We start from the raw sequence: 26,350 nt of genomic DNA, 5'->3' as shown, positions 1-26,350 counted from the left end.
AGAGTTCCTGCGGACCCGGCTGCACGTCAGCCACGGTGAACGGCGCAGGGGCTTCACTCTTTTCCTGCGCGGTGACGCGTGAAGGGCGGCGATCACATGCCGGGCATTGTGGTGGTAGGCGCACAGTGGGGCGACGAAGGCAAAGGCAAGGCCACCGACCAGCTCGGTGACCGGGTCGACTACTGCGTGCGTTACTCCGGCGGAAACAACGCCGGGCACACGATCGTGGTGAACGGCGAGCGTTACGCGCTGCACCTGTTGCCGTCGGGGATCCTCAATCCCAGGTGCGTGCCGGTGATCGGCAACGGGGTCGTGGTCGACCTGGACGTGCTGTTCGAGGAGATCGACGGGCTGGCCGCCCGTGGCGTGGACGCCTCCGGGCTGATGGTCTCGGCCAACGCTCACGTCATCACGTCCTACCACCAGGTGATCGACAAGGTCAGCGAGCGGTTCCTGGGCAAGAACCGGATCGGCACCACCGGCCGGGGGGTGGGCCCGGCCTACTCCGACAAGGTCAACCGGATCGGGATCCGCGTCCAAGACCTGCTCGACGAGAGCATCCTGCGAGACAAGGTCGGCGCGGCCCTGGAACAGAAGAACTACCTGCTGGTCAAGGTCTACAACCGGCGCGCGATGGACCCGGAGCAGGTGGCCGACCACCTGCTGAGCCACGTCGAACGGCTCGCCCCACACATCGTCGACGTCAGCCGGGTGCTGAACAAGGCGATGGACGCCGGCGAGGTGGTGCTGTTCGAAGGCGCCCAGGCCCACCACCTCGACGTGGACCACGGCACTTACCCCTACGTCACCTCCTCCAACCCGGTCGCCGCCGGGGCCTGCGTCGGGACCGGCGTCGGCCCCACCCGGATCGACCGGGTGGTGGGCATCGCCAAGGCGTACACCACGCGGGTCGGCGAGGGGCCGATGCCGACGGAGCTGCTCGACGCGGACGGCGAGCGGTTGCGTACCGACGGCGCCGAGTTCGGCACCACGACCGGCCGGCCGCGGCGCTGTGGCTGGTTCGACGCGCTCGTGGTCGAGACCGCAGCCAAGGCGAACGCGTTCACCGACATCTTCTTGACCAAGCTGGACATCCTCACCGGCTGGGAGTCGATCCCGGTCTGCGTCGGCTACGAGGTTGGGGGCGTCCGGCACGACACCATGCCCATCTCGCAGGCCGACTTCGCCCGCGCGGTGCCGATCTATGAGGAGCTGGACGGGTGGGAGGAGGACATCAGCGACTGCCGGTCCTTCGACGACCTGCCCAAGAACACCCAGGCCTACGTCAACCGGCTCGAAGAGCTCTGCGGCGCCCGGATCTCCGGCATCGGCGTCGGTCCGTCGCGCGAGCAGTCGATCCTCATCCACGATCTTCTCTAGCGTCGGGGGACGCTGACCACAACTGCCGGTGATCGCGGCACTCGCAGGAGGCGAGAACGATGGCGCGCAAGGCCACGGCGCAGGACGTCGCTGATCTCGCGGGTGTGTCGCGCAGTGCCGTCTCGCTCGTGCTCAACGGGCGCGCCTCGGGCCACATCAGCCTCGAAAAGCAGAAGGCCGTCTTCGCTGCCGCGGCCCAGCTGAGCTACACCCCGAACGCTGTCGCGATCAGTCTGCGCAGCCAGCGCACCCGCACCATCGGCGTGCTCACCTGGTCCTCGCACGCGGCGCTGCCTGATCCGATCCTGCGCGCCGCGCGGCTGCGGGCGCACGAGGACCAGTACCTGTTGCTCCTGATGGACACCGGAGGCGACGCCGACCGCGGACAGCGCCAGCTCGAGACGCTGCGCGACCGCCAGGTCGACGGCTTCCTGGTGGTCGCCCCCGACATCACCCACTACGAGCCGTCCGAGCTGCTGCTGAGCCTGCCGACCGTGCTGCTCAACTGCGTGGACCCCGAGGGCGGCCTCACCAGCGTCGTCGCGGACGAGGTCGAGGTCGGCCGGTGCGGTGCGGAGGTACTTCTCGAGCAGGGCCACCGGCGGGTCGGTCTGCTCACCGGCAGCCTGGGCGACCTGCACGTCGCTCTCCGGGTGCGCGGTGTCGGGCAGGCGTTCGTGGGTGCGGGACTGAGCCCGCCGACCCCGGTCGTGGCCGGCAGGCAGATCGACGACGGCTACCGGGCTGCGTCCCAGGTGTTGGGGGAGCCCGACCGGCCGACCGCGTTCATCTGCACCGCGGAGCGGTTGGCGGTCGGTGCGGTGCTGGCGGCGGCGGAGCTCGGTGTCCCGGTCCCGGACGCGCTCTCCCTGGTCAGCCTCGAGGACGCCGAGGGCCTGGCCCCCACCCTGGTGCCCCCGCTGACGTCAGTGCACCGGCCGTACGCGGCCATGGCCCAGGAGGCGGTCGCGCAGCTCGTCGCGCGGTTGGCCGACCCCGTGCCGGCCGAGGTGCGCCAGCTGCTGTTCCACTGCCAGGTGCATCACCGGTCGTCGGTCGCGCCCCCCGGCGAGGCCGGGGGGAGGCCGGCGTCCCGGTAGGGTCTGGACACGTGGTCGAGGTGCAGCGCGTGCTGGTGGTTGGGTCGGGTGGCCGGGAGCACGCCCTGGCCTTGGCGCTCAGCCGCGACGCGGCCGTCAGCGAGGTGCACGTCGCCCCGGGCAACCCGGGGACCGCGGCCGTGGCCACCAACCACCCCGTCGACCTGCTGGACGGACCGGCCGTGGCTGCGCTGGCCGTCCGCCTCGCCGTCGACCTGGTCGTGATCGGTCCCGAAGCGCCTCTGGTCGCTGGCGTGGCCGACGTCGTCCGGGCGGCCGGTGTCGCCTGCTTCGGCCCGTCCGCCGCCGCCGCGCAGCTCGAGGGCAGCAAGGCCTTCGCCAAGGACGTGATGGCCGCCGCAGGTGTTCCCACCGCCCGCGCCCACGTGTGCACGACTGCCGCGGAGGTTGCCGCCGCGCTCGAGGACTTCGGCCCGCCGTACGTGGTCAAGGACGACGGGTTGGCCGCCGGCAAGGGCGTGGTGGTGACCCACGACCGGGACGAGGCCGTCGCGCACGCCGCCGGCTGCGACCAGGTCGTGGTGGAGGAGTTTCTGGACGGGCCCGAGGTGAGCCTGTTCGCCGTCACCGACGGGAGATGCGTCCGGGCGCTGCAGCCGGCGCAGGACTTCAAGCGCGTCGGGGACTCCGACGCCGGCCCCAACACCGGCGGGATGGGCGCCTACACCCCGCTGCCGTGGGCGCCGCTCGACCTGGTCGCCGACGTGACCGCCACCGTGCTGCAGCCGACCGTCGACGAGCTGGCTCGCCGCGGCACCCCGTTCGCCGGCCTGCTCTACGCCGGGCTGGCCCTGACCGGGCGCGGGGTGCGGGTGATCGAGTTCAACGCCCGGTTCGGCGACCCCGAGACCCAGGCCCTGCTCGCCCGGCTCCAGACCCCGCTCGCCGGGCTGCTGCACGCCGCCGCCACGGGGACGCTCGCCGGCCACCCCGAGCTGACGTGGAGCTCCGACGCCGCCGTCGCGGTGGTGCTGGCCGCCGGCGGCTACCCCGGTACGCCGCGTAGCGGAGACGTGATCAGCGGGCTCGACGACGAGGTCGCCGGGACAGCCGTGATCCAGGCCGGCACGGCCACCGACACCGAGGGCCGGGTGGTCAGCGCGGGCGGTCGGGTGCTGGCCGTGGTCGGCACCGGCGCCGACCTGACCGCCGCCCGCGAGGCCGCGTACGAGCGGCTCGGAGGCCTGCACCTGGCCAGTTCCTTCTACCGCACCGACATCGCCGCCAGCGCGGCCGCAGCCGAGAGAAGTTGATCATGGTCGTCCCCAACGTCCTGGCCAGCCGGTACGCCTCCGACCAGATGCGCCTGGTCTGGTCGGCCACGAACAAGATCATCGCCGAGCGCCAGCTCTGGCTGGCCGTGCTGGCGGCCCAGCGTGAGCTCGGAGTTGATCTTGGTGCGGATGATCTTGATGTCGTCGTGTCGGCGTACGAGTCGGTGGTGGACCACGTCGATCTCGACAGCATCGCCAACCGGGAGCGGGTCACCCGGCACGACGTGAAGGCGCGGATCGAGGAGTTCAACGCGCTCGCCGGCTACGAGCAGGTGCACAAGGGAATGACCTCCCGCGACCTCACCGAGAACGTGGAGCAGCTGCAGATCCTCACCTCGCTGGGGATCGTCCGCGACCGGGTCGTCGCTGCGCTGGTCCGGCTCGCCGCGCTGGCGACCGAGTACGCCGACCGCCCGATGGCGGGACGGTCGCACAACGTCGCCGCCCAGGTCACGACGCTGGGCAAGCGGTTCGCGACGGCCGCGAACGAGCTGCTGATCGCGTACGCACGGCTGGAGGAGCTGATCGCCCGCTATCCGCTGCGCGGCATCAAGGGGCCGGTCGGCACCGGGCAGGACATGCTCGACCTGCTGGGTGGCCACGAAGCCCGACTCGCCCAGCTCGAGAGCACGGTGGCCGACCACCTGGGCTTCGCGCAGGTCTTCGTCAGCACCGGTCAGGTCTATCCGCGCTCCCTCGACTACGACGTGGTGACCACGCTCGCCCAGGTCGCGGCCGCCCCGTCGAACGTCGCGACCTCGATCCGGCTGATGGCCGGTGCCGAGCTGGTCACCGAGGGTTTCCGGCCCGGCCAGGTCGGGTCCAGCGCGATGCCGCACAAGATGAACACCCGCTCGTGCGAGCGGGTGAACGGTCTGTCGGTGGTGCTGCGCGGCTACGTCAGCATGATCGGCGAGCTGGCCGGGGACCAGTGGAACGAGGGCGACGTCTCCGACTCGGTGGTCCGCCGGGTGGCGCTGCCCGACGCGTTCTTCGCCCTCGACGGGCTCTTCGAGACCTTTCTCAGCGTGCTGGACGACTTCGGCGCCTTCCCGGCGGTGATCGAGGCCGAGCTGCAGCGATACCTGCCGTTCCTGGCCACCACCAAGGTGCTGATGGCCGCGGTGCGGCACGGGGTGGGCCGGGAGACCGCGCACGAGGTGATCAAGGAGCACGCGGTCGCGGTCGCGCTAGGGATGCGAGAGTCGGGGGGGACCAACGACCTGCTGGACCGGCTGGCCGGCGACGAACGCCTGGGCATCAGCCGCAACGACCTCGACGCCGCGCTGGCCGACCCGATGGAGCTGACCGGCACCGCGGGGCTCCAGGTGGCGGCGCTCGCGACCCGGATCGCCGAGATCGCGGCGGCGCACCCGGCAGCCGCGGCGTACGCGCCGGGCGAGGTGCTCTGAGCAGTCCCCCTATTTTCTACGTCGACCGAAGGCGGGTCGACGGCCGCTGAGCGCGGCTGGGCCAGGCTGCGCTCCGGTCGAGGCAAGTTTTGAGGGGGGTGCCTCAGTACTCCTGGGGGATCAACAGCCAGCCGGCGAGGTAGATCAGGATCTGCGGACCGGGCAGCAGCATGCTGATGAGGAAGATTACCCGGACGACGCTCGGGCGGATGCCGAAGCGGCGTCCGATGGCGGAGCACACCCCCGCGATCATCCGGTCGGAACGGGGGCGGGCCAGGGTGGTCGACATCGATCGGTCCTCTCGTCGTGGTCCCTCCACGATGACGTAACGCCGGTCCACCGACCAGAGCAGTGCTGGGTCAGTCCGGGTGCGAGTCAGGGATGGACGCGAGGCTCCCCTGAGAGCGACGGCTGGCAGGATCGGCGGCATGGACGAGTTGTCGGTGGACCTGCCCCTTGTGCACGCGGGCAAGGTCCGTGAGCTGTACGCCCTCGGCGAGGACCGGCTGCTGATGGTGGCGTCGGACCGGATCAGTGCGTTCGACTTCGTGCTGGAGCCGGGGGTGCCGGACAAGGGCCGGGTGCTCACCCAGCTGTCGCTGTGGTGGTTCGCCCAGCTCGGCGACCTGGTGCCCCACCACGTGCTGTCCACCGACGTCCCGGCGGCGGTCGCCGGTCGGGCCGTGGTCTGCGAGCGGCTGGACATGCTGCCGGTCGAGTGCGTGGCCCGCGGCTACCTGACCGGGTCGGGCTGGCTGGAGTACCAGGCGTCCCGGACGGTCTGCGGTGTCGCGCTGCCCGACGGGCTGGTGGACGGCTCCCGGCTGCCCGAGCCGATCTTCACCCCCGCCACCAAGGCGGCGCTGGGTGAGCACGACGAGAACGTCGACTTCGCCACCGTGGCGGCGACCGTCGGCGCCGAGACGGCCGCGGCGCTGCGCGACCTCACCCTGGCCGTCTACGCCCGTGCCGAGGGCATCGCCCGCGACCGCGGCCTGGTCCTCGCCGACACCAAGGTCGAGTTCGGCCGCCGCCGCGACGGGACGATCGTGCTCGCCGACGAGGTGCTCACCCCCGACTCGTCCCGCTTCTGGGACGCGGAGACGTGGCGGCCCGGCCAGCGGCTGGACTCCTTCGACAAGCAGTACGTGCGCAACTGGCTGCTGGACGAGTCGGGCTGGGACCGGCACTCCGGGCAGGCGCCGCCGGCGCTACCCGACTCGGTGGTCGCCGCCACCCGGCAGCGCTACCTGGAGGCGTACGAGCGGCTCACCGGCTCCCCGCTGCCCGCCCGTTAGGATCGGGGCATGGCGCGAGTGGTGGTCGACGTGATGCCGAAACCCGAGATCCTGGATCCCCAAGGCAAGGCGGTGACCGGTGCCCTCGGCCGGCTGGGCTTCACCGGGCTCTCGGTCCGCCAGGGCAAGCGCTTTGAGATCGAGGTGGACGGTGAGGTCACCGACGATCGGCTCGCCGAGATCCACCGGGCCGCCGAGACCCTCCTGGCCAACACGGTGATCGAGGTCTTCGACGTCCGGCTGGAGACCCCCACGGCGGCGGCAGTGTGACCGCACCTCGGATCGGCGTCGTCACGTTCCCCGGCTCGCTCGACGACGTCGACGCGCTGCGGGCGGTCCGGATCGCCGGCGCGGAGCCGGTCCCGCTGTGGCACGGCACGGCCGACCTGCAGGGGGTGGACGCGGTGATCCTGCCCGGTGGCTTCTCCTACGGCGACTATCTGCGCTGCGGCGCCATCTCGCGCTTCTCCCCGGTGATGGGTGAGGTCATCGACGCCGCGAACTCAGGTGTGCCGGTGCTCGGCATCTGCAACGGCTTCCAGATCCTCTGCGAGGCCCATCTGCTGCCCGGCGCACTGATCCGCAACGACGTCCGGACCTTCGTCTGCGTCGACCAGGAGCTCGAGGTCACCGGCACCGACACGGCCTGGACCAGCGACTTCACCCCCGGCCAGCAGGTCACCATCGTGCTCAAGAACGGCGAGGGCGGCTTCGTCGCCGACGCCGACACCCTGGACCGGCTCGAGGGCGAGGGCCGGGTCGTCTTCCGCTACCGCAACGGCAACCCGAACGGCTCGTACCGCGACATCGCCGGCATCAGCAACGAGCGCGGCAACGTCGTCGGGTTGATGCCGCACCCCGAGCACAACGTCGACCCGCTGACCGGACCCACCACCGACGGGATGGCCTTCTTCACCAGCGTGCTGAGCGTCCTCTCCGCTCGGGTCTAGTGAGTCGGCGCTGGATCGCGGTCCTGCTGCTGCTGGCCGGGGTCTTCGCCGGCCTGCGCGGCGTGCACGCGCTCGCCGAACCGGCGGTGGAGTCCGCCATCGTCACCGACCAGGTCGTGGTGGTCGGGGTGACCGGTCGGACCGGGCTGACCGCCGTGGACCGCACCGTCCTGCAGGGCCACCTCGACGACGCCCAGGTCGGGTCGGTCAGCATCCGCCCCCGCGACCTTGGCGCCTGCGCCGCCGCCGGTTGGACGACGTTGGGCGCGGGACGCCGGGCGGCGGTCGGCGACCTCTGCTCGCCCACCGTGGCCGACGACCGGGTGGCCGACTGGCCGGCGCGGCAGGCGGCCGCAGCCGCGCGTCGCGGCGACGCCCAGCTGGGCACCCTCGCCGGCTCCGTCCAGGGCTGTGTGGCGGCCGTCGGGCCGGCAGCCGCGTTGGCGGCCGCCCGGGCGGACGGGAAGGTGCCCGGCTACCGGACCGTCGACCAGTTCCTGGCCGAAGGCTTGAAGACCGGCTGCCCGACCACGCTGGTGGACGCGGGTGCGGCCACCGACGAGGTGATCACCCGGCTCGCGGCTGACCCGACCCGGACGCTGATCGTCACCGGGGTGGGGCCGGCTCCGGGCTCCGACGACCCGAGCCTGCAGGTGGTCTACCGGCTCGGCACGACCTTTCCCGGCTGGGCCACCTCCGCCAGCACCCGGCGCGAGGGGATCATCACCCTCACCGACCTGACCCGGACGCTGATCGACCACGACCGGCGATCGGGTGCGGGCGTGCCGGAGACCGTCGACGGCTCGCCACTGTCCGTGGACCCGGCCACGCTCACCGTGCCCGCGGTCGAGCGGCACCTGGCGGCGGTCCGCGCCCTGTCGGACTCGGTGCTCGTCGGCTACGGGATTCTCCTCGGGTCCGGCGCCGTCCTGGTCGTGCTCGCGGTCGTCTCGGTGCTGCGGCGGCGCTGGCGCCTGCCGCGGCTCGTCTGCACCTACGGCAGCATCCTGCCGGCGGCGATGATGCTGACCGGCGCCGTGCCCTGGTCGGAGGCGTCCTACCCCGGGCTGGTGCTGGGGGCCACGGTGCTGGGCTGGTCGGTGCTGCTCACCGCGGCAGCCCTGCTGCTGGCCCGCCGGCTCGTCGTACCGGCCGTCATCGCCGGCGCTGCCCTGGTCGTGGCGGCGTACACGGTCGACGCCGCGCTGGGCGGCCCGATGCAGCCGGGCTCGATGTTCAACTCGCGGCCGATCTTCGGCCTGCGCTGGTACGGCTTCGGCAACGTCACCTTCGCCGCGTACGCGACGGCCGGGCTGTTCCTGGCCGGCTGGATCGCCCGGCGCTACCTGGTCGCCGGTCACCGCCGGGCGGCGGTCGTGGCGGTGGCCGTGATCGGGTTCGGCATCGTCATCTGCGAGGGCTGGCCCTCGATGGGCACCGACTTCGGTGGGGTGATCGCGCTGACGCCACCCGTTCTCTGGCTGCTGCTCGTGCTCAGCGGAGCCCGGATGACCTGGCTGCGGCTGCTGGTCGTCGGGCTGAGCGCGGTGGTCGCTGTCGGGGCGATCTCACTGCTGGACTGGTCCCGCGGTCCCGACCGGCGCAGCCACCTGGGCAACTTCGTCCAGCGGGTCATCGACGGTGACGCCGTCGACGTGGTCAGCCGCAAGGCCGTGGCTGCGGCCGAGACCTTCGTCAGCCCGCTCGGAATTCCCACGATCCTGGTCGGGGCGGTCGTCTGGGTGCTGATCTTCCGGTACGCCTTGTCCTTCCTGGGCCGAGACCTGTCGACGCTGCGGCCCGTGCTGGTCGCGCTGCTGGCCACCGGGGTGCTCGGGACGCTGCTCAACGACGGCGGTGCGAGCGTGTTCCTGGCCCTGACCGGCGTGGTCACGGTGACTATCGGCTGGTTCTTCTTCGACCGGCTCCTCGAAGGGCCGGTACCCTGACGCCCGTGGTGGACACCGTTGACAACGCCTCCCGGACCCCCGACCTGGTCCAGCCGTGGGCCGAGCTGGGGCTGACCGAGGACGAGTACGGGCGTATCCGCGAGATCCTCGGCCGGCGGCCGTCTTCCTCCGAGCTGGCCATGTACTCGGTGATGTGGTCCGAGCACTGCTCGTACAAGTCCTCCAAGGTGCACCTCCGCCGCTTCGGTGAGCTGAGCCAGGAGACCCCGGCCGGTCGGCTGCTCGCGGGCATCGGTGAGAACGCCGGCGTCCTCGACATCGGCCAGGGCTACGCGGTCACGTTCAAGATCGAGTCGCACAACCACCCCAGCTACGTCGAGCCGCACCAGGGCGCGGCGACCGGCGTCGGCGGCATCGTCCGCGACATCCTGGCCATGGGCGCCCGGCCGGTCGGGGTGATGGACTCGCTGCGCTTCGGCCCGCTCGAGGAACCAGACACCGCGCGGGTGCTGCCCGGGGTGGTCTCCGGCGTCGGCGGTTACGGCAACTGCCTCGGCCTGCCCAACATCGGCGGTGAGGTCGTCTTCGACCGCAGCTATCTCGGCAACCCGCTCGTCAACGCGCTCTGCGTCGGCGTGCTGCGGCACGAGGACCTGCACCTCGCCAAGGCCACCGGCGCCGGCAACGCGGTCATCCTCTACGGCGCGGCGACCGGCGGCGACGGCATCGGCGGCGCCTCGATCCTCGCTTCGGAGACCTTCGATGCGACCCCTGACGGATCGAGCAAGGGGCCGTCCAAGCGGCCCGCCGTTCAGGTCGGCGACCCGTTCATGGAAAAGCTGCTGATCGAGTGCACGCTCGAGCTCTTCGCGGCGGGCGTGGTCACCGGCATCCAGGACTTCGGTGCGGCCGGCATCTCCTGCGCCACCTCCGAGCTGGCCGCGGCCGGCGACGGCGGCATGCACGTCGAGCTCGACCGAGTCCCGCTGCGCGACTCCTCGTTGGCCCCGGAAGAGATCTTGATGAGCGAGTCGCAGGAACGGATGATGGCCGTCGTCGAACCGGCCGACGTCGACCGCTTCCTCGAGATCTGCGCCAAGTGGGACGTGCAGGCAACAGTCGTCGGCGAGGTGACCGAGGACGACCGGCTGGTGATCGAGTGGCACGGCGAGACGATCGTCGACGTCGACCCGCGGACCGTCGCGCACCAGGGTCCGGTCTACGAGCGCCCGTACGCCCGGCCGGACAGCCAGGACCAGCTGCAGGCCGACGGGGTGGCCGGTCTGGCCCGGCCGACCACCGGGGACGAGCTCGCGGCGACCCTGCTGCAGCTGGTCGCCTCGGCCAACCTCTGCGACCTCTCCTGGATCACCAACCAGTACGACCGCTACGTCCGCGGCAACTCCGTGCTCGCGCAGCCGGAGGACGCCGGGATGCTGAGGATCGACGAGGAGACGGGGCTCGGCGTGGCGCTGGCCACCGACGGCAACGGCCGGTTCGCGCTGCTCGACCCGTACGCCGGGGCGCAGCTCGCCCTGGCCGAGGCGTACCGGAACGTCGCGGTGACCGGCGCCCAGCCGGTGGCGGTCTCGGACTGCCTCAACTTCGGCTCGCCCGAGGACCCGGCCGTGATGTGGCAGTTCACCGAGGCGATCCGCGGCCTCGTCGACGGCTGCCAGGCGCTCGGCACGCCGGTCACCGGCGGCAACGTCAGCTTCTACAACCAGACCGGCCGGACGGCGATCCTGCCGACGCCGGTGATCGGCGTCCTCGGTGTGATCGAGGACGTCACCCGGCGGGTGCCGGTCGGGTTCGCCGCGGCCGGGGACGCCGTGCTGCTGCTGGGCGACACCCGCGATGAGCTCGACGGCTCGGCCTGGGCCGGAGTGGTGCACGACCACCTCGGCGGTCGTCCGCCCGCGGTCGACCTGGCCCACGAGGTACGGCTGGCCTCGCTGCTGGTCACCGCCGGTCGGGACGGGCTGTTGGCCAGCGCCCACGACCTCGCCGACGGCGGCCTCGCCCAGGCCCTGGTCGAGTCGTCGCTGCGCCGCGGGCACGGGGTCAGGGTCGCGCTGCCGGACGGCTCTGACCCGTTCGTCTGGCTGTTCTCCGAGAGCGCCGGCCGGGTGCTGGTCTCGGTCCGCCCCGACCAGGTCGCTGCCCTGACTGCGCTAGCCGCCCAGCACCAGGTACCGCTGCACCCGCTCGGTCAGGTCAGCGCTTCCGACGACGCGGCGCTCGAGGTCGACGGCCGGTTCACGCTGCCGCTCAGCACGATCCGCGAAGCCTGGTCGGCGACCCTGCCGGCCGCCCTCGGCTCCTGAACACCCGGACAAGTCCGGGAGAAGCTAGGGTCCGCCGGACTTGACCCGGCTGCCGTAGCGGGCGCGCAGCCGGTCGTTGTGGGCGTCGCCGCCGGGGATGTTCGCCGAGATCAGCACCGGCACCTCCTCGTCGGCCGCGAGCAGCAGGCCGCAGACCTCGGTCACCAGCAGCTGGGCGATCAGGGCACTGGTCACCGTGGAGGTGGCGAGCACCGCGCCGCGCTCCTCGCCGTCCGGGCCGGGGGGCAGCGGCAGCTCGGCGTCGCCGAAGACCCCGCGGTTGTCGATCACCACGTCGGCCAGCTCGAACAGCCGGAGCCCGCTGGGGTGCCGGGAGGTGATCGCGGACGTGTGGGCCATCGAGGTGACGGCGACGAGGGCGTGGCCCCGCTCCTTGACCAGCCGGGCCAGCTCGACCGTCGAGCCGTTGCCGCCGGAGTTGGAGCAGATCAGGAAGACGTCGGTCGGCCGGATGTCGTGCACGGCCAGTAGCTCCGCGGCCAGGCCCGGGTCCCGTTCGAGGTAGGGGTCCATCACCTCCTGCGGCGACCGGTCGCCGTAGAAGGCGAGGTCGGTGATGCTGATCTTGTTGGCCGGCACCAGACCGCCGGCCCGGCCGGCGATCTCCATGGCAAAGCTGCGCGAGTGCCCGGTGCCGAAGACCTGGACGATCCCGTCGGCCCGCAGCGACGCCACGACCAGGGCCGCGGCAGCCGCGATCGCCTCCTGCTGGGTGTCGACGACGGCATCGAACGCGGCGCGCAGCACGGCGGCTGCGGTCTGTTGGCTGACCGGGCGTTGACTCACCGCGACCTCCTCGGCGGGGCCCTTAGGATGGGCGATCGTGACCTTGAGCGAGACAGTACGCGCGCAGCAGCCGTCCGTGTTGGCCGACCTCGCGCGACTGGTGGCGATCCCGTCGGTCAGCGCCGACCCGGCCCGCGCCGACCAGGTGCAGGCCACCGCCGCGGCGGTCGTGCAGCTGCTCACCGACCTCGGCTGCCCCGACGTACGCCAGGTCCAGGCCGGCGGCGGGCACCCGGCGGTGATCGCGCGCTTCCCGGCTCCTGCCGGTCAGCCGACGGTCTGCCTGTACGCCCACCACGACGTCCAGCCCGAAGGTGACCCCAGCCTCTGGTCGAGCGACCCTTTCGAGGCGACCGTCCGGGGCGACCGGCTGTTCGGGCGGGGCACCGCCGACGACAAGGGCGGTCTGGCGGTCCACCTGGCCGCGCTCCGGGCCTTCGACGGCCGGCCACCGGTCGGGGTCACGCTCTTCCTCGAGGGCGAGGAGGAGGTGGGGTCGCCGACGCTGGCCCAGCTGCTGGCCGAGAACCGGGAGCAGCTGGCCGCCGACGTCTTCGTCATCGCCGACTCCGCGAACTGGGAGGTCGGGACGCCGGCGTTCACCACTTCGTTGCGGGGTCTCGCCGACTGTGTCGTCGAGCTGCGCACGCTCGACCACGCCGTGCACTCCGGCTCCTACGGCGGCGTGGTTCCGGACGCACTGACCACCCTCTGCCGACTGCTGGCCACCCTGCACGACGAGCAGGGCAACGTGGCCGTGGCGGGGCTGGCCACCAGCACGCCGCCCGACCTGGACTATCCCGAGGACCGGCTGCGCGCGGAGTCCGGCCTGTTGGACGGCGTGCAGCAGATCGGCACCGGCACCGTCGTCGAACGGCTGTGGTGCAAGCCCGCCATCGCGGTGATCGCGCTCGACGCCACTCCCGTCGACCGGGCGTCCAACACGCTGGCGCCGGTGGCCCGGGCCAAGATCAGCCTGCGGGTGGCCCCCGGCGACGACGCGCGCGCCGCCACCGAGAAGCTGATCCTCCATCTTCATGACCATGTTCCCTACGGTGCCCAGCTGGAGGTCACACCCGGCGACAGCGGCGAGCCCTCCACGATCGACTTCGCCGGCCCGTACGCCGAGGTGGCCCGGCAAGCGTTTGCCACGGCATGGGGCGTTCCGCCGGTGTTCCTCGGTCAGGGCGGCTCGATCCCGATGGTCGCCGACTTCGGCCGGGCTTTCCCCGCCGCGACGATTCTGGTCACTGCCGTGGGTGACCCCGACACCCGGGCGCACGGCGCTGACGAGTCGCTGCACCTGGGCGACTTCGCCGCAGCCTGTGTGGCGGAAACCCTGCTGCTACAGGGCATTGCCGACCTCCACCGCAGCTGAACCCCGACTTGTCGGCAGCTGAGGGTGCTGGAAACCCCTCAGCGTCTGACAAGTCGGCTCCCCGCAGGTCAGACCTGATCGGCGGGTAGGGCCTCCCGCGGGGCCGTCGGCATCGTCTCCAGGAACTCCCGGTGGGACTCGGGCAGCCGGTCCCGGAAGCGTTGGTAGAGCTGCTCCCGTTCGCCCTGAGCCAGCTCGCCGAAGCAGCGCAGCCGGCTGAGCCCGCCGTCGGGATAGACGTCGAGCCGCAGGTGCGTCGCCGGCCGGCGGCCGTCGACGAGGAACCGGTGCCGGGTGTCGACCAGGACCGCGATCTTGGGCACGACCTCCCACCACGCCGACGGTTCGGTCACCGGCCCCGCCTCGGCGTCGGCCGCGCTGATCCGCACCCAGCCCGGTGCGTTGCCGATGAAGTAGGACGTGTCGACCTCGATCAGCGTCGGCTCCCCACGGGCGGCGAGCCCGAAGACGGCCCAGTCGTTCCCCGGACCGCGGCGCCGAGCGTTCTCCCAGCCCTCGCCCATGATCCGAGCCCGGCTGGCCAGGATGAGGTTCTCCGGCGTCGAGTAGAACGCGTCGGAGGTGCTCAGCAGCCGACCGCCGTTCTCCAGCGCCAGCAGGTCGACCGTCGTCGTCAGGTAGCGGGGGTCGAGCACCACCTCGCCGTGCACCCGAAAGCGGGAGACCCCGCCGTCGGGATAGATCGACAGCCGGATGTGGGTCCAGCGCCGGTCGCTGCTGACGGCGTAGGAGTTCTCGGTGTCGCCCCGGCACGGCGACTGGTCCACGATCGTCGTCCAGGTCAGCGAGTCGAGGACCGAGGCGTCGGGGTAGCCCTCGACCGAGGTGGCCTCCACGCTGATGAAGGGCGGGTAGTTGCCCTTGAAGAAGGCCGTGTCGACGACCACGCCGTGCACGATGCCGGGTACCCCGAGCCGGACGATGGCCCAGTCGTGCCCGGGCTCGCGCCGCCGCCGGGTCTCCCAGCCGTCGTAGATCTTGCCCGTGTGCCCGAACTCGTCGACCACATACCGCACCGGTAGCGGCATGATCAAGTTCTGCCGCGGGGCGAACAGCTCGTCGTTGGCGCTGACCACGCTGCCGGCGAGGGCACGGGAGGCGAGGTCGGGATGGGACGTGAAGTCACGCATGCTCATTCCCCGTCCCGCACCAGCAGCTGGCCGGCCGGTTGGCCGGTGACCGGGCGGCCGGCGAGGTAGGTGGCCCGGACGACCCCGTGCAGCGTGACGCCGTCGTACGGCGTGACCGGGTTGCGGTGCTCGAGCTGGTGGGCGTCCACGGTCTGTTGCTCCTCGGGAGCGAAGACGGCGAGGTCGGCGGCGTAGCCGACGGCGATCCGACCCTTGCCCGCCACCCCCACCAGCTCGGCCGGTCCCCGGGACATCCAGCCGAGCACGTCGCCGAGCTCGTGGCCGCGGGAGCGGGCGCCGCTCCAGATCAGCGGCAGGCCGAGCTGCAGCGACGAGATACCGCCCCAGGCGGCACCGAAGTCGCCCTGGTCGAGCAGCTTGAGGTCGACCGTCGACGGGGAGTGGTCGGAGACCACGACGTCGATCACCCCCTCAGCGAGCCCCTGCCACAGCAGCTCGGCGTTCGCCGCGTCGCGGACCGGCGGACAGCACTTGAACTGGGTCTGGCCGTCGGCGATCCGTTCGGCGGCCAGCGTCAGGTAGTGCGGGCAGGTCTCGACGGTGAGCCGGACGCCGTCGGCGCGGGCCGCGGCGATGGCCGGCAGGGCGGCCGCGCTGGACAGGTGGACGAGGTGGGTGCGGCAGCCGGTCGTCCGGGCGGCCTCGATCACGGTCTCGATGGCGGCCGTCTCCGACTCCGGGGGTCGCGACCCGAGGAACTCCGCGTAGTGCACGGTGTGCGGTACGGCGTGCGCGGCGATCAGGTCCGGATCTTCGGCGTGCACGATCAGCAGGCCGTCGAAGGCGGCGATCTCGGTCATGGCCGCCCGCAGCTGGACGGGGGAGAGCGGGAGGAACTCGGGCACTCCGGAGTCAAGCAGGAAGCACTTGAACCCGAACACCCCCGCCTCGTGCAGCTCGGCCAGGTGGCCGAGGCTGTCGGGAACAGCGCCGGCCCAGAAGCCGACGTCCACCGCGCACTGGCCGGCGGCCGCCGCCTGCTTGACCGCCAGGGCGTCGACACTGGTCGTGGCCGGGACCGAGTTGAGCGGCATGTCGAGCACCGTGGTCACCCCGCCCGCCGCGGCCGCCCGGGTCGCCGTCGCGAAGCCCTCCCACTCGGTCCGGCCGGGCTCGTTCACGTGGACGTGGGTGTCGACCAGGCCGGGGACGAGCACCTCGTCCTCGGCGAGCTCGATCACCTGGTGCCCGGTCGTGGGAGCCCAGTCCGAGACGGACTCGACGGTGACGATCCGCCCGTCGCTGACCGAGACCCGGCGCAGGAGGATCCCGTCGTCGGTCAGGACCCGGCCGGAGAAGACGAGGTCGACGGTCCGCGACGGATGCTCGTTGTCGGTGCTCACGATGCTCACGATGCTCATTCTGTCCTGCCCGGGTCACCCCGGCATGTCTCCGGGTGAGGACCCTCTGTTGTTGACGGGCTCCCGAGATGCAAGCATCTGACCGTGGTCACCAACCTCGCCCAGACGATCGCCTACCCTGCGCCCGGTTCGCGCCCTTCGCGGAACGGCCTCGAGGTCTTGCAGCCGCACGTCATCGTGCTCTTCGGAGCGACCGGTGACCTGTCACGCCGCAAGCTGCTGCCCGGACTCGCCCACCTCGCGCTGTCCGCGCTGGCCCCTGACATCCAGATCATCGGCACCTCGCTAGAGGACCTCTCGGAGGACGCCTTCCGCGAGATGGCCCTCCATGCGGTGAACGAGTTCACCCACCATCCCCTCACCGAGGGCCAGTGGGCCGAGTTCGCGCAGCGGCTGACCTACGTCCCCCAGTCGGCCGGGCCCGAGGGCCTGGCCGAGGCCGTCCGGACCGCCGAGGAAAAGCTGGGCGGCACCGTCGGCCGGCTGCACTACCTGAGCGTGCCGCCCGCCGCCGCCCCTGCGGTGATCAACACCCTCCGCTCGGCCGGTCTGGTGGAGCGTTCCCGGGTCGTGATGGAAAAGCCGTTCGGCACCGACCTGCAGAGCGCGATCCTGCTGAACGACCAGGTGCACCAGACGTTCCGCGAGCGCCAGATCTTCCGGATCGACCACTTCCTCGGCAAGGAAGCGGCGCAGAACATCCTCGCCTTCCGCTTTGCGAACGGACTGTTCGAGCCGATCTGGAACCGCAACTTCATCGACCACATCCAGATCGACATCCCCGAGACCCTCGGGCTGGACCGCCGCGCCGGCTTCTACGAGGCCACCGGGGCGTACAAGGACATGGTGGTCACCCACCTCTTCCAGGTCCTGGCCTTCGTCGCGATGGAACCGCCGACGGCCCTGGAGCCGCGCGCCATCAGCGAGGAGAAGAACAAGGTCTTCCGCTCGATGCTGCCACTGAACCCGAACGAGGTCGTCCGCGGCCAGTACAGCGGCTATCGGCTGGAAGAGGGCGTGGCCCGCGACTCCGACACCGAGACGTTCATCGCCCTCAAGGCGGGGATCGACAACTGGCGCTGGGCCGGTGTGCCGTTCTACTGCCGCACCGGCAAGCGTCTCGCCGAGGGCCAGCGGATCATCTCGATCGCCTTCAAGGAGGCACCCAAGTCGATGTTCCCGGGAGGATCCGGGGTGGGTGCGTCCGGTCCCGACCACCTGACCTTCGACCTGGCGGATGAGTCAAAGGTGTCGTTGTCGTTCTACGGCAAGCGCCCGGGGCCGGGGATGAAGCTCGACAAGCTGAGCATGCAGTTCTCCACCCAGGAGACCGACCGCGCCGGTGACGTCCTCGAGGCGTACGAGCGGCTGATCATGGACGCCATGCGGGACGACCACACCCTCTTCACGACCGCTGAGGGCATCGAGAGCCTGTGGGAGCGGTCGGAGCCCCTGCTGCGGAACCCGCCGCCCGTGAAGCCTTACGCACCCGGGTCCTGGGGTCCGAATGCCATTCACCAGCTGGTGGCGCCGCACGCATGGCGACTGCCGTTCGAGCGTACTTGGCGGACCAAGCGCAGCTGAGTAATAGTTTCGGCATCGATGCGGTGTCGCATTCTGTCCCTGGTGGATTAGCCTCAAGATTTGCTCAAGTTGGCCGTTTGTGATTTGACGCGTCAACCTTGGTCCCTACACTTTGAGACGTCAGGGTGACTCGGGGCATAGAAAGGGCTATGACAGTGGCGCAGAAGACCATCGTCAAGACGTATGACGACTTGGACGGCAGTGAAGTCGACGGGGACGGCAAGAGTGTCTCCTTCTCACTTGAAGGAACGTCCTACGAGATCGATCTGAGCAGCAAGAACGTCGAGAAGCTGCGCGAGGACTTGCGGGTCTACGTCGAAAAGGCCCGGCGCGTCACCGGGCGTTCCGCTCGTGGCTCGGCCCGTTCGGCGGAGCCGACGCCGATCGACACCAAGGCCGTGCGGGCCTGGGCCGAAGAGCAGGGACTCGGAGTTTCGACGCGGGGCCGGCTTTCCACGGAGCTGATCGAGCAGTATCGCGCCGCACACTGACTATCAATATGCTCGAATTTGATAACCCAGTGCACGAATACCAGCGGTGCCTGCACTGACCGGGTTCGGGAGTGAGCAGCCACCCCCGTTGACGTCGGACCTGGCTGCCGCCATTCCCCGGCCGGTTCCCCCAGGCCGAACTCCCGCGATTCCCCTACGGCTGCGCTCTGCGGGAGCGATCCCACGGTTCTCTTGACGCTCGGGTTCGACTCCGGTCCAAGGTCGGCATTCGCCCGACACCGTTCTCCCATTCGCCGGTGATCGTGCAGTCGAGGCAATAGCCTCGCCGGTTCGCTCAGCCCACGCGGCGGGCCGCGAGGGCGGCGACGGCGTCCGGGTCGACCCTCGTCAGCTCGCGCACCTCCGCCGCCGAGACGGCCCCGCAGCGCATCCCGCGCAGCAGGAAGGCCGCGAGCGCCTGCGCGGTCGCCGGCTCGTCCAACACGGCGCCGTCAGCTCCGCCCGGGCCGGCCAAGTAGCGGCCGAGCCGACCGCCGAGCGACCCGAGGTCGGTGCGGAAGAACAAATAGGTGGCCAGGTAGCGGGTCGGCAGCTGGGCCGGGTGCAGGTCCCAGCCCTGGTAGAAGCCGCGCTCGAGGGCCCGCCGCACCAGCCGTGCGTGTCGAGCCCAGCCGGCGTGCACCGTCGCCCGGTCGCCGCTCGGCACCAGGTTGGTGGAGCCGTCGCTGACCCGGACCCCGGTACCCGCCGCGGCCAGCTGCAGCACCGCCTTGGCGTGGTCGGCGGCCGGGTGGTCGAGGGCCTGGAACCCCCCGGCGATGCCCAGGGCGGCGGTGTAGTCGTAGGTACCGAAGTGCAGGCCGGTGCAGCGCCCGTCGGCCGCCTGCACCATCCTCGCCACCCCGGCGGAGCCGTCGGGCAGCAGCACGGCCTGCGGCGTCTCCACCTGGATCTCGAAGCGCAGCGCACCCGCCGCCAGGCCGTAGCCGCGTTCCAGCCGCTCGCAGACGTCGACCATCGCGGTCACCTGCGCCACCGAGGTCACCTTCGGCAGGGTGACCACCCAACCCTCGGGCAGGGCGGTCTCGGCCAGCAGCGCGCCAAGGACCAGATCGAGGCTGCGCAGCCCACGACGGCGGGTGCCACCCTCGAGGGACTTGAAGCGCAGGCCGAGGTACGGCGGTGCGGTCCCGCCGCGGACGGCCGCCGCGATCGCCCGTCCGGCCGCGACCGCGTCGACGTCCTCGACCTCGTCGGGCCGGGACCCGTACCCGTCTTCCAGGTCGACCCGGAGGTCCTCGATCGGTTCAGAGGCCAGCTTGGCCACGACGGCGTCCCACACCGCAGCCACCTCGGCCTCGGGCCAGCCCAGGACGGCGGCCAGGTGAGCGGGACCGGGAGCGTCCTTGGCCAACGCGGCCTGGGCGGCGGCGCCCCACCGCGGCGCCAGGTCGGCAGTGAAGCGGTCCGCGGGGACGTAGACGGTGTGCACCGGCTGCCGGTCGGTACGGTCGCCGGGATAGCAGGCCAGCCGCTCGGAGTCGGCCGGGGCCAGCGCAGCGTCCACGGCGGCGAGGTCGGCCGGGCCGAGGACCGGCGGGCTCACGCGACGCGTCCGGAGGTCGGCCTGTCCTGAGCCTGTCGAGGGGTCGAGGGCGCGAAAGAGGTTGCCCGCCCGGCGCGGGAGGCCAGCTCGCGGCTGGCGGTCAGCACGTCGGCGGCCAGCTCCTCGGCGTCGACGCTCAGCACGACGTCACGCTCGACCACCCGCTGGCCGTTGACCAGCAGCAGCTCCAGCGGCGGCTGCGCGCCCAGCACCAGCGCGGCCACCGGGTCGGCCACGTCGACGTGGCCCAGGCCGTCCAGCCGCCAGACGGCGACGTCGGCGAGCTTGCCCACCTCCAGTGACCCGATCTCGTCCTGTCGGCCGAGCACGCGGGCGCCGCCCGTCGTCGCCATGTCCAGGGCGTCGCGGACACCCAACGCCTGAGGACCGCCGCGCGCCCGCGCGAACAGCAGGGCGTGGTGGGCCTCCGCCCAGAGCGAGCTGGCCTCGTTCGACGCGGCGCCGTCCACGCCCAGGCCCACCGCGACGCCGGCGTCGCGCAGGTCGCGGGCGCGGGCGATCCCGGCGCCGAGCCGGGCGTTCGACGACGGGCAGTGGGCCACGCTGGTCCCGGTCGCCGCCAGCCGCGCGATCGAGGCGTCGTCGAGGTGCACGGCGTGCGCGAACCAGACGTCGGGCCTCAGCCAGCCGAGGGAGTCCAGGTACTCCACCGGCGTCCGCCCGAAGTGGTCACGGCAGAAGTCGTCCTCCTCGGAGGTCTCAGCGAGATGGGTGTGCAGCCGGACGCCGTACCGCCGGGCCAGCTCGGCCGAGGCGGTGAGCAGCTCGGCGGTCACCGAGAAGGGGGAGCAGGGTGCCAGGGCGATCTGCAGCATCGATCCCGGCGACGGGTCGTGGTGGGTCTGGATCGCCGCCTCGGAGGCCGCCAGGATCGCGTCGAGGTCCTCGACGACGTCGTCGGGCGGCAGACCGCCGGCGCTGACGCCGAGGTCCATCGACCCCCGGGTGGGGTGGAACCTCAGCCCGACCTGCCGCGCCGCCGCGATCTCGGCGCCCAGCAGGTCGCCGCCGTGGCGAGGGAACACGTAGTGGTGGTCGGTGCTGGTGGTGCAGCCGGACCGGGCCAGCCAGGCCAGCGCTCCGGTCGCCGCGGTGGTGGTGAGGTCGGCGTCCAGGCCGGCCCAGACGGGGTACAGCGTCCGCAGCCACTCGAACAGCGTCCCGTCGACGGCCCAGCCGCGGGTGATCCACTGGAAGAGGTGGTGGTGGGTGTTCACCAGCCCCGGCGTGACCAGGCAGCCGCTGACGTCGACGACCGCCGCGTCGGCGTGCTCGGCCGGCAGCGGGCCCGATCCGACCGCCACGAGCTGGTGGCCGTCGAGCACCACGTAGCCGCGCGTGTGCTCGGTCCGGAGGTCGTCGTTGGTGGCCACGTAGCCCCCGGTGAGGGCCGTCCGGACGGCCGGGGTCGTCAGTGGGCTGCTCACTTCTTCCCCGCCACGATCCGGCCGGCCGCGCGCAGGAACTCATCGGCTGCGTGGGCCCCGAGCTCGTCGCCGAGGCAGTAGCTGCGGTAGGCCAGCCGCTGCTCGGCCAACGGGTCGTCCTCGAGGAGGTCGTGCAGCGACTGCTCCAGGGTGGACAGGTCCTGCTCGATCACGTAGGAGACCCGGGCCATCGCGAACTCCTTCCGGAACTCCTCGCCCGGCCACCGCACGGCCACCATGGCGATGGGCTTGCCGGAGGCGAGGAAGTCCGACGCGACCGAGGAGACGTCGGTGACCAGCGCGTCCACGGCATTGACGCAGTCGGCGACGTCCCACTCGCGCTCGGCCCGCTCGCCCCAGACGTGCTGGCGGCCGTACTCGCTCTGGTCCGCGGCGAGCCGGGCCTGGACCCGGCGACAGACCGCGGCGTCGGTCGGGTCCTGATAGCTCAACGGGTGCGGCCGGAAGACGACGGTCGCCCCGTGCCCGAGCAGCCCGTCCACGATCCGCTCGGCCAACGGCAGCGAGGAGTAGTTGGTCTTGGGCCGGCCGCCGCGCCAGGTGGGCGCGTAGAGCACCGTCCGCGGCTGACCGGGTGGCGGCGGGGTGTCGCGCACCTCGATCCGCTCGACCTGTGGCCGGCCGACGCGGACGAACTTGCGGGCGGGGATCGTCACCTTGTGGGCGGCGTAGCGGTCGACGCCCTGCTGGCCGCAGACGAACACCCTGTCGAAGGCCGAGTGCTTGGGGCTCCAGTTGGCGGACTTGTCGGAGTCGCCGTGGTTGAGCCAGCAGTGGGTGAGCTGCTCGAACTGCAGGAAGTGGGAGTTGCGGACGTCGCCCTGGACGTAGAAGGCCGCCTTCATCGAGCTGACCACGCAGGTCTCGAGACCGCCGACGCTGCCCCGGGTCCGCGGCACCACGACGGGTGCGGAGGTCAGGGAGGCGATCGTCGGGACGGTCACCGCGTTGCGGGTGATGACGATGAAGGGGACGCCCAGCCGCTCGAGGTAGGGCAGCCACATGCCCAGCTGGTAGCGCGCGCCGACCACGGCCGCGTAGTAGACGACGAAGGCGGGCTGGTACCGCTCGATCGCGGCCCGCAGACCGGTCGCGGCCCGGGTGGCCACCACGTTGGCGCGCGCCGCCGCTCCGAGCTGGACGGCGACCGAGGCCAGTACCAGCACCGCGACCACGAGGTAGAGCCAGCCAGGACCCGCGACCGCGGCGAGCACGGCTCCGATGCTCAGCTGGGCCGCGCTGGCCCACACCACCGCGCCCGGCGGGAACGGCGGCTCGGGGACGGGCTCGACGCCGGGTAGCTGCACCGCCACCTGCTCGGTCTTGGCCAGGGAGACCCGCAGCGAGGTCTCGGACAAGACAGCGAGCAGCCCGAGCCCGGTGGCCGGCCAGATCCAGCCGGCTTCGTCGGGGCGGCGCAGCACGAGTGCCGCGGCCACCGCGACCAGCAGCACCAGCCGCGGTCCGGCCAGCGAGCCGAGGAAGGGGGTGGACTGGCGGCGGGACGCCTGGCGCAGCAGCCAGCCGGTGGTGACCAGCGCCACCACGCCGGCCACTACCCCGATCAGGCGTCCGACGCCGCCTGAGGGCGCGAAGATCAGCACCACGGCGAGGACCGCTCCGACCTGCGTCGCGTTGGCCAGCGCCAGCTCGACCACCTTGGACAGCGCTGTGCCGACGACCGACGACCAGCCGCGCAGGCTCACGCCTCGCGGCGGTGGTGGGTCAGGCATGACGAGAAGGGTAATGGGCTGGGCGCCGGAGGTTCGGAAGCGGTGCGGCCGAGCCGTACAGGTTACGCTGCGGTAGTGCCACTTGCTGACGGGCTCCTGAACCACGATCTCGATCCCGCCGACCGCGGCCCCCAGGACGCCTGTGGGGTGTTCGGGGTCTGGGCTCCGCACGAGGAGGTCGCCAAGCTCACCTACTTCGGCCTGTACGCGCTGCAGCACCGCGGCCAGGAGTCCGCGGGCATCGCGGTCAGCAAGAGCACCGCCCGGGGCGCCCAGATCATGGTCTACAAGGACATGGGTCTGGTCTCGCAGGTGTTCAACGAGGCCACGCTGGAGTCGCTCGGGAACGCCCACCTCGCCGTCGGGCACTGCCGCTACTCCACCACTGGCGCGAGTGTCTGGATGAACGCCCAGCCCACCTTCCGCTCCACCGCCTCGGGCGGCCTCGCGCTGGCCCACAACGGCAACCTGACCAACACCCTCGAGCTGCAGGAGTGGCTGCACCAGCGCGACGACTCGGCTGAGTCGCTGCTGCCGGGGGTGCTGTCGCACGAGGCCACCACCGACACCTCGCTCGTCACGGCGCTGATGGCCACCTACCCGGGGCTGAGCACCGAAGAGGCGGCGGTCGAGGTGCTGCCCCGGCTGCGCGGCGCGTTCAGCCTCGTCTTCATGGACGAGGAGACCCTGTACGCCGCCCGCGACCCCCAGGGCATCCGGCCGCTGGTGCTGGGCCGGCTGGAGCGCGGCTGGGTGGTCGCCAGCGAGACCGCCGCCCTGGACATCGTCGGTGCCTCGTTCATCCGCGAGGTCGCCCCCGGCGAGCTGCTCACGATCGACGGTGACGGCCTGCGGTCGCGCACCTTCGCCGCCCCGGAGCCCAAGGGCTGCCTGTTCGAGTACGTCTACCTCGCCCGGCCCGACACCATGATCTCGGGCCGCCGGCTGCACTCGGTGCGGGTCGAGGTGGGCCGGACGCTGGCGCGTGAGTTCCCGACCGACGCCGACCTGGTCATCCCGGTGCCGGAGTCGGGCACCCCGGCCGCCATCGGCTACGCCGAGCAGTCGGGCATCCCCTACGGCCAGGGCCTGGTCAAGAACTCCTACGTCGGCCGCACGTTCATCCAGCCCAGCCAGACCATCCGTCAGCTCGGCATCCGGCTCAAGCTCAACCCGCTGCGCGACGTGATCGCCGGCAAGCGGCTGGTCGTGGTGGACGACTCGATCGTCCGCGGCAACACCCAGCGCGCGCTGGTGCGGATGCTGCGCGAAGCCGGCGCCGCCGAGATCCACGTCCGCATCTCGTCCCCGCCCGTCAAGTGGCCCTGCTTCTACGGCATCGACTTCGCCTCCCGTGCCGAGCTGATCGCCACCGGCCTCACCAGCGACGAGATCTGTCGGTCGATCGGGGCGGACTCCCTCGGCTACGTCTCCCTCGACGGCCTGGTCGCCGCCACCGAGGTGGGCAAGGACGCGCTCTGCCGCGCCTGCTTCGACGGTGTCTACCCCGTCGAGCTGCCACTCAGCGAACGGTTGGGCAAGAGCGTCCTCGAGGACGCCCACTCCCGCAACGCCGCCCGGACCGGTGATGACGGTCTCGAGACCGCGACGGTCGGCGTCGGCGCCGCGGACGCACTCTCCCGACCGTGAGCAGCGAGCAGACGGCGTACGCCGCCGCCGGGGTCGACATCGCCGCGGGGGACCGCGCCGTCGAGCTGATGAAGGAGTGGGTCGGCAAGACCCGCCGGCCGGAGGTGCTGGGCGGGATCGGCGGCTTTGCCGGGCTCTTCGACGCGAGCCGGATCGCCGGCATGGCGCACCCGGTGCTCGCCACCTCGACCGACGGCATCGGCACCAAGGTCGCGATCGCCCAGTCGATGGGCGTGCACGACACCATCGGCTTCGACCTCGTCGGCATGGTGGTCGACGACCTGGTGGTCTGTGGGGCCGAGCCGCTGTTCATGACCGACTACATCGCCTGCGGCAAGGTCGAGCCGGAGCGCGTCGCCGCCATCGTCAAGGGGATCGCCGAGGCGTGCGCCGTCGCCGGCTGCGCGCTGCTGGGCGGAGAGACCGCGGAGCACCCCGGACTTCTCGGCCCCGAGGAGTACGACGTGGCCGGCGCGGCGACCGGCGTCGTGGAACGCGACCGCATCCTCGGTGCCGACCGGGTGGTCCCGGGCGACGTGGTGCTGGCCCTGGAGTCCTCGGGCCTCCACTCCAACGGCTACTCCCTGGTCCGGCACGTGCTGCTCGGCCGGGCCGGCTGGGCGCTCGACCGCGACGTGCCCGAGCTGGGTCGCACCCTCGGCGAGGAGCTGCTCGAGCCCACCCGCGTCTACGCCCTGGACTGTCTGGCCCTGGTCGATACGGTCGAGGTGCACGCCATGAGCCACGTCACCGGCGGCGGCCTCGCGGCCAACCTGGCCCGGGTGGTGCCGAGCGGCTGCGCGGTGACGATCGAGCGGTCGAGCTGGAGCCCGGCGCCGATCTTCGGCCTGGTGCAGGAGATGGGCGGGGTCTCCACCGCCGACCTCGAGGCCACGCTCAACCTCGGCGTCGGCATGGTGGCGGTGCTGCCGGGCGATGCCGTCGACGCGGCCATCGCGCTGCTCGCGGGCCGCGGGCTGCGCGCCTGGGTCTGCGGTAGCGTCGCCCCGGCCGAGACCACCACAGGCGGCGGCGTGCACCTGGTCGGCCAGCACCGACAGGGTTAGGGGTGGCGGGCCCGGGTGAGCCCTGCTTTGCAGCCTGCGACCCATTGGGTAGCATCGTGCGCACGACAGCTTATTCATCCTGAGCCGCGGCCGAGCCGCTGGCAGACAATGCGAGGGGGTCGACCCGATATGGGGCGCGGCCGTGCGAAGGCAAAGCAGACCAAAGTGGCCAGGGAGCTGAAGTACCGGTCGTTTGACACGGACTTCACGTCGCTGGAGCAAGAGCTCCGGGGACCGGAGGGGCACGAGGTACCTCCCGCGTACGCCGACCTGGCTGACGAACGGGTCGAGGACGACGGCTACGAGGACTTGCGCAAGTCTGGTTAACCCTGGTTAACCCTGGTTAACCCCAATACCGTTCAGTTAAGATCACATTGGTGTAGTTTGGGTGCATGCCGC

At 71.7% G+C, this 26,350-nt stretch carries 22 protein-coding genes; 15 read left to right on the top strand and 7 right to left on the bottom strand.

Features of this window, described 5'->3' with window-relative positions:
• The first annotated feature begins 96 nt into the window (after window positions 1-96).
• From ACFE76_RS17905 to purB, 4 genes are read left to right on the top strand one after another with little or no spacing between them, the layout of a single operon-like run.
• Entirely contained in the window at window positions 97-1,380 is a 1,284-nt protein-coding gene (locus tag ACFE76_RS17905; RefSeq protein WP_375433139.1) for an adenylosuccinate synthase, read from the top strand.
• Window positions 1,381-1,439: 59 nt separating this feature from the next.
• Complete coding sequence (locus ACFE76_RS17900; protein WP_375433138.1) at window positions 1,440-2,480, top strand: LacI family DNA-binding transcriptional regulator; 1,041 nt, start codon at window positions 1,440-1,442, stop codon at window positions 2,478-2,480.
• 20 nt (window positions 2,481-2,500) lie between these two features.
• A complete protein-coding gene (purD, locus tag ACFE76_RS17895) occupies window positions 2,501-3,754 on the top strand; it encodes a phosphoribosylamine--glycine ligase (protein WP_375433163.1) in 1,254 nt (417 codons plus the stop codon).
• Between the two features lie 2 nt (window positions 3,755-3,756).
• Window positions 3,757-5,187, top strand: a complete 1,431-nt coding sequence (gene purB, locus ACFE76_RS17890; RefSeq protein WP_375433137.1) for an adenylosuccinate lyase — start codon at window positions 3,757-3,759, stop codon at window positions 5,185-5,187.
• Between the two features lie 103 nt (window positions 5,188-5,290).
• Here purB and ACFE76_RS17885 read toward each other — a convergent pair whose 3' ends face one another.
• The gene (locus ACFE76_RS17885) at window positions 5,291-5,476 is read right to left on the bottom strand and encodes a PspC domain-containing protein (protein WP_375433136.1); all 186 of its coding nucleotides are present in this window, start codon (window positions 5,474-5,476) and stop codon (window positions 5,291-5,293) included.
• Window positions 5,477-5,615: 139 nt separating this feature from the next.
• Between ACFE76_RS17885 and ACFE76_RS17880 the strand changes: the two genes are divergently transcribed.
• The 5 genes from ACFE76_RS17880 to purL are packed head-to-tail and all read left to right on the top strand — an operon-like array spanning window position 5,616 to window position 11,672.
• Entirely contained in the window at window positions 5,616-6,485 is an 870-nt protein-coding gene (locus ACFE76_RS17880; protein WP_375433135.1) for a phosphoribosylaminoimidazolesuccinocarboxamide synthase, read from the top strand.
• 9 nt (window positions 6,486-6,494) lie between these two features.
• Window positions 6,495-6,755 (top strand): phosphoribosylformylglycinamidine synthase subunit PurS, encoded by a 261-nt coding sequence (gene purS, locus ACFE76_RS17875; RefSeq protein WP_375433134.1) that lies wholly within the window; start codon window positions 6,495-6,497, stop codon window positions 6,753-6,755.
• Entirely contained in the window at window positions 6,752-7,435 is a 684-nt protein-coding gene (gene purQ, locus ACFE76_RS17870; protein WP_375433133.1) for a phosphoribosylformylglycinamidine synthase subunit PurQ, read from the top strand. The genes purS and purQ overlap by 4 nt, the downstream gene beginning before the upstream one ends.
• The gene (locus tag ACFE76_RS17865; RefSeq protein ID WP_375433132.1) at window positions 7,435-9,384 is read left to right on the top strand and encodes a hypothetical protein; all 1,950 of its coding nucleotides are present in this window, start codon (window positions 7,435-7,437) and stop codon (window positions 9,382-9,384) included. Before purQ ends, ACFE76_RS17865 begins: the two co-directional genes overlap by 1 nt.
• 5 nt (window positions 9,385-9,389) lie before the next feature.
• A complete protein-coding gene (purL, locus tag ACFE76_RS17860; RefSeq protein ID WP_375433131.1) occupies window positions 9,390-11,672 on the top strand; it encodes a phosphoribosylformylglycinamidine synthase subunit PurL in 2,283 nt (760 codons plus the stop codon).
• A gap of 24 nt (window positions 11,673-11,696) precedes the next feature.
• Here the strand turns inward: purL and ACFE76_RS17855 are convergent, their stop codons facing one another.
• Window positions 11,697-12,479 carry a sugar isomerase domain-containing protein gene (locus ACFE76_RS17855; protein ID WP_375433130.1) on the bottom strand — a complete coding sequence of 261 codons (783 nt, stop codon included), beginning with the start codon at window positions 12,477-12,479 and terminating at the stop codon, window positions 11,697-11,699.
• Window positions 12,480-12,513: 34 nt separating this feature from the next.
• Here ACFE76_RS17855 and ACFE76_RS17850 point away from each other — a divergent pair, with 34 nt between their 5' ends.
• Window positions 12,514-13,857 (top strand): dipeptidase, encoded by a 1,344-nt coding sequence (locus ACFE76_RS17850; RefSeq protein WP_375433162.1) that lies wholly within the window; start codon window positions 12,514-12,516, stop codon window positions 13,855-13,857.
• Between the two features lie 68 nt (window positions 13,858-13,925).
• Here ACFE76_RS17850 and alc read toward each other — a convergent pair whose 3' ends face one another.
• Together alc and allB are read right to left on the bottom strand one after the other, a co-directional pair.
• Window positions 13,926-15,008 (bottom strand): allantoicase, encoded by a 1,083-nt coding sequence (alc, locus tag ACFE76_RS17845; protein ID WP_375433129.1) that lies wholly within the window; start codon window positions 15,006-15,008, stop codon window positions 13,926-13,928.
• A 2-nt stretch (window positions 15,009-15,010) separates the two neighbouring features.
• Window positions 15,011-16,381, bottom strand: a complete 1,371-nt coding sequence (gene allB, locus ACFE76_RS17840; protein WP_375433128.1) for an allantoinase AllB — start codon at window positions 16,379-16,381, stop codon at window positions 15,011-15,013.
• A gap of 93 nt (window positions 16,382-16,474) precedes the next feature.
• Here allB and zwf point away from each other — a divergent pair, with 93 nt between their 5' ends.
• Together zwf and ACFE76_RS17830 are read left to right on the top strand one after the other, a co-directional pair.
• Window positions 16,475-17,974 carry a glucose-6-phosphate dehydrogenase gene (zwf, locus tag ACFE76_RS17835; protein ID WP_375433127.1) on the top strand — a complete coding sequence of 500 codons (1,500 nt, stop codon included), beginning with the start codon at window positions 16,475-16,477 and terminating at the stop codon, window positions 17,972-17,974.
• Between the two features lie 155 nt (window positions 17,975-18,129).
• Window positions 18,130-18,465 (top strand): Lsr2 family protein, encoded by a 336-nt coding sequence (locus ACFE76_RS17830; RefSeq protein ID WP_375433126.1) that lies wholly within the window; start codon window positions 18,130-18,132, stop codon window positions 18,463-18,465.
• Window positions 18,466-18,760: 295 nt separating this feature from the next.
• Here the strand turns inward: ACFE76_RS17830 and ACFE76_RS17825 are convergent, their stop codons facing one another.
• The 3 genes from ACFE76_RS17825 to ACFE76_RS17815 are packed head-to-tail and all read right to left on the bottom strand — an operon-like array spanning window position 18,761 to window position 23,234.
• Window positions 18,761-20,032 carry a DUF6986 family protein gene (locus tag ACFE76_RS17825; RefSeq protein WP_375433125.1) on the bottom strand — a complete coding sequence of 424 codons (1,272 nt, stop codon included), beginning with the start codon at window positions 20,030-20,032 and terminating at the stop codon, window positions 18,761-18,763.
• Window positions 20,029-21,480, bottom strand: coding sequence for an 8-oxoguanine deaminase (locus ACFE76_RS17820; RefSeq protein ID WP_375433124.1), 1,452 nt, complete (start codon window positions 21,478-21,480; stop codon window positions 20,029-20,031). The genes ACFE76_RS17825 and ACFE76_RS17820 overlap by 4 nt, the downstream gene beginning before the upstream one ends.
• Window positions 21,477-23,234, bottom strand: coding sequence for a CDP-glycerol glycerophosphotransferase family protein (locus ACFE76_RS17815; RefSeq protein ID WP_375433123.1), 1,758 nt, complete (start codon window positions 23,232-23,234; stop codon window positions 21,477-21,479). Before ACFE76_RS17815 ends, ACFE76_RS17820 begins: the two co-directional genes overlap by 4 nt.
• A gap of 75 nt (window positions 23,235-23,309) precedes the next feature.
• On the opposite strand from ACFE76_RS17815, the gene purF reads away from it, so the two are divergent.
• The 3 genes from purF (at window position 23,310) to ACFE76_RS17800 (ending at window position 26,278) form a co-directional block, all read left to right on the top strand.
• Window positions 23,310-24,884: an amidophosphoribosyltransferase gene (gene purF, locus ACFE76_RS17810; protein WP_375433122.1), complete on the top strand. Its 1,575-nt coding sequence runs from the start codon at window positions 23,310-23,312 to the stop codon at window positions 24,882-24,884.
• A complete protein-coding gene (purM, locus tag ACFE76_RS17805) occupies window positions 24,881-25,951 on the top strand; it encodes a phosphoribosylformylglycinamidine cyclo-ligase (protein WP_375433121.1) in 1,071 nt (356 codons plus the stop codon). Before purF ends, purM begins: the two co-directional genes overlap by 4 nt.
• A gap of 129 nt (window positions 25,952-26,080) precedes the next feature.
• Window positions 26,081-26,278 carry a DUF3073 domain-containing protein gene (locus tag ACFE76_RS17800; RefSeq protein ID WP_375433120.1) on the top strand — a complete coding sequence of 66 codons (198 nt, stop codon included), beginning with the start codon at window positions 26,081-26,083 and terminating at the stop codon, window positions 26,276-26,278.
• The last annotated feature ends 72 nt before the right edge of the window (window positions 26,279-26,350 follow it).

This window comes from uncultured Friedmanniella sp. (genome assembly GCF_964244005.1).
GTDB lineage: Bacteria > Actinomycetota > Actinomycetes > Propionibacteriales > Propionibacteriaceae > Microlunatus.
The sequence above is the reverse complement of the archived record's forward strand: the minus strand, read 5'-3'. Positions and strand labels throughout refer to the sequence as shown.

Bases quoted from the DNA above. Each gene is read 5' to 3' on its own strand.
- ACFE76_RS17905 (WP_375433139.1), top strand. From the start codon at position 97: ATGCCGGGCATTGTGGTGGTAGGCGCACAGTGGGGCGACGAAGGCAAA.
- ACFE76_RS17900 (WP_375433138.1), top strand. From the start codon at position 1,440: ATGGCGCGCAAGGCCACGGCGCAGGACGTCGCTGATCTCGCGGGTGTG.
- purB (WP_375433137.1), top strand. From the start codon at position 3,757: ATGGTCGTCCCCAACGTCCTGGCCAGCCGGTACGCCTCCGACCAGATG.
- ACFE76_RS17885 (WP_375433136.1), bottom strand. From the start codon at position 5,476: ATGTCGACCACCCTGGCCCGCCCCCGTTCCGACCGGATGATCGCGGGG.
- ACFE76_RS17880 (WP_375433135.1), top strand. From the start codon at position 5,616: ATGGACGAGTTGTCGGTGGACCTGCCCCTTGTGCACGCGGGCAAGGTC.
- purS (WP_375433134.1), top strand. From the start codon at position 6,495: ATGGCGCGAGTGGTGGTCGACGTGATGCCGAAACCCGAGATCCTGGAT.
- alc (WP_375433129.1), bottom strand. From the start codon at position 15,008: ATGCGTGACTTCACGTCCCATCCCGACCTCGCCTCCCGTGCCCTCGCC.
- ACFE76_RS17815 (WP_375433123.1), bottom strand. From the start codon at position 23,234: ATGCCTGACCCACCACCGCCGCGAGGCGTGAGCCTGCGCGGCTGGTCG.
- ACFE76_RS17800 (WP_375433120.1), top strand. From the start codon at position 26,081: ATGGGGCGCGGCCGTGCGAAGGCAAAGCAGACCAAAGTGGCCAGGGAG.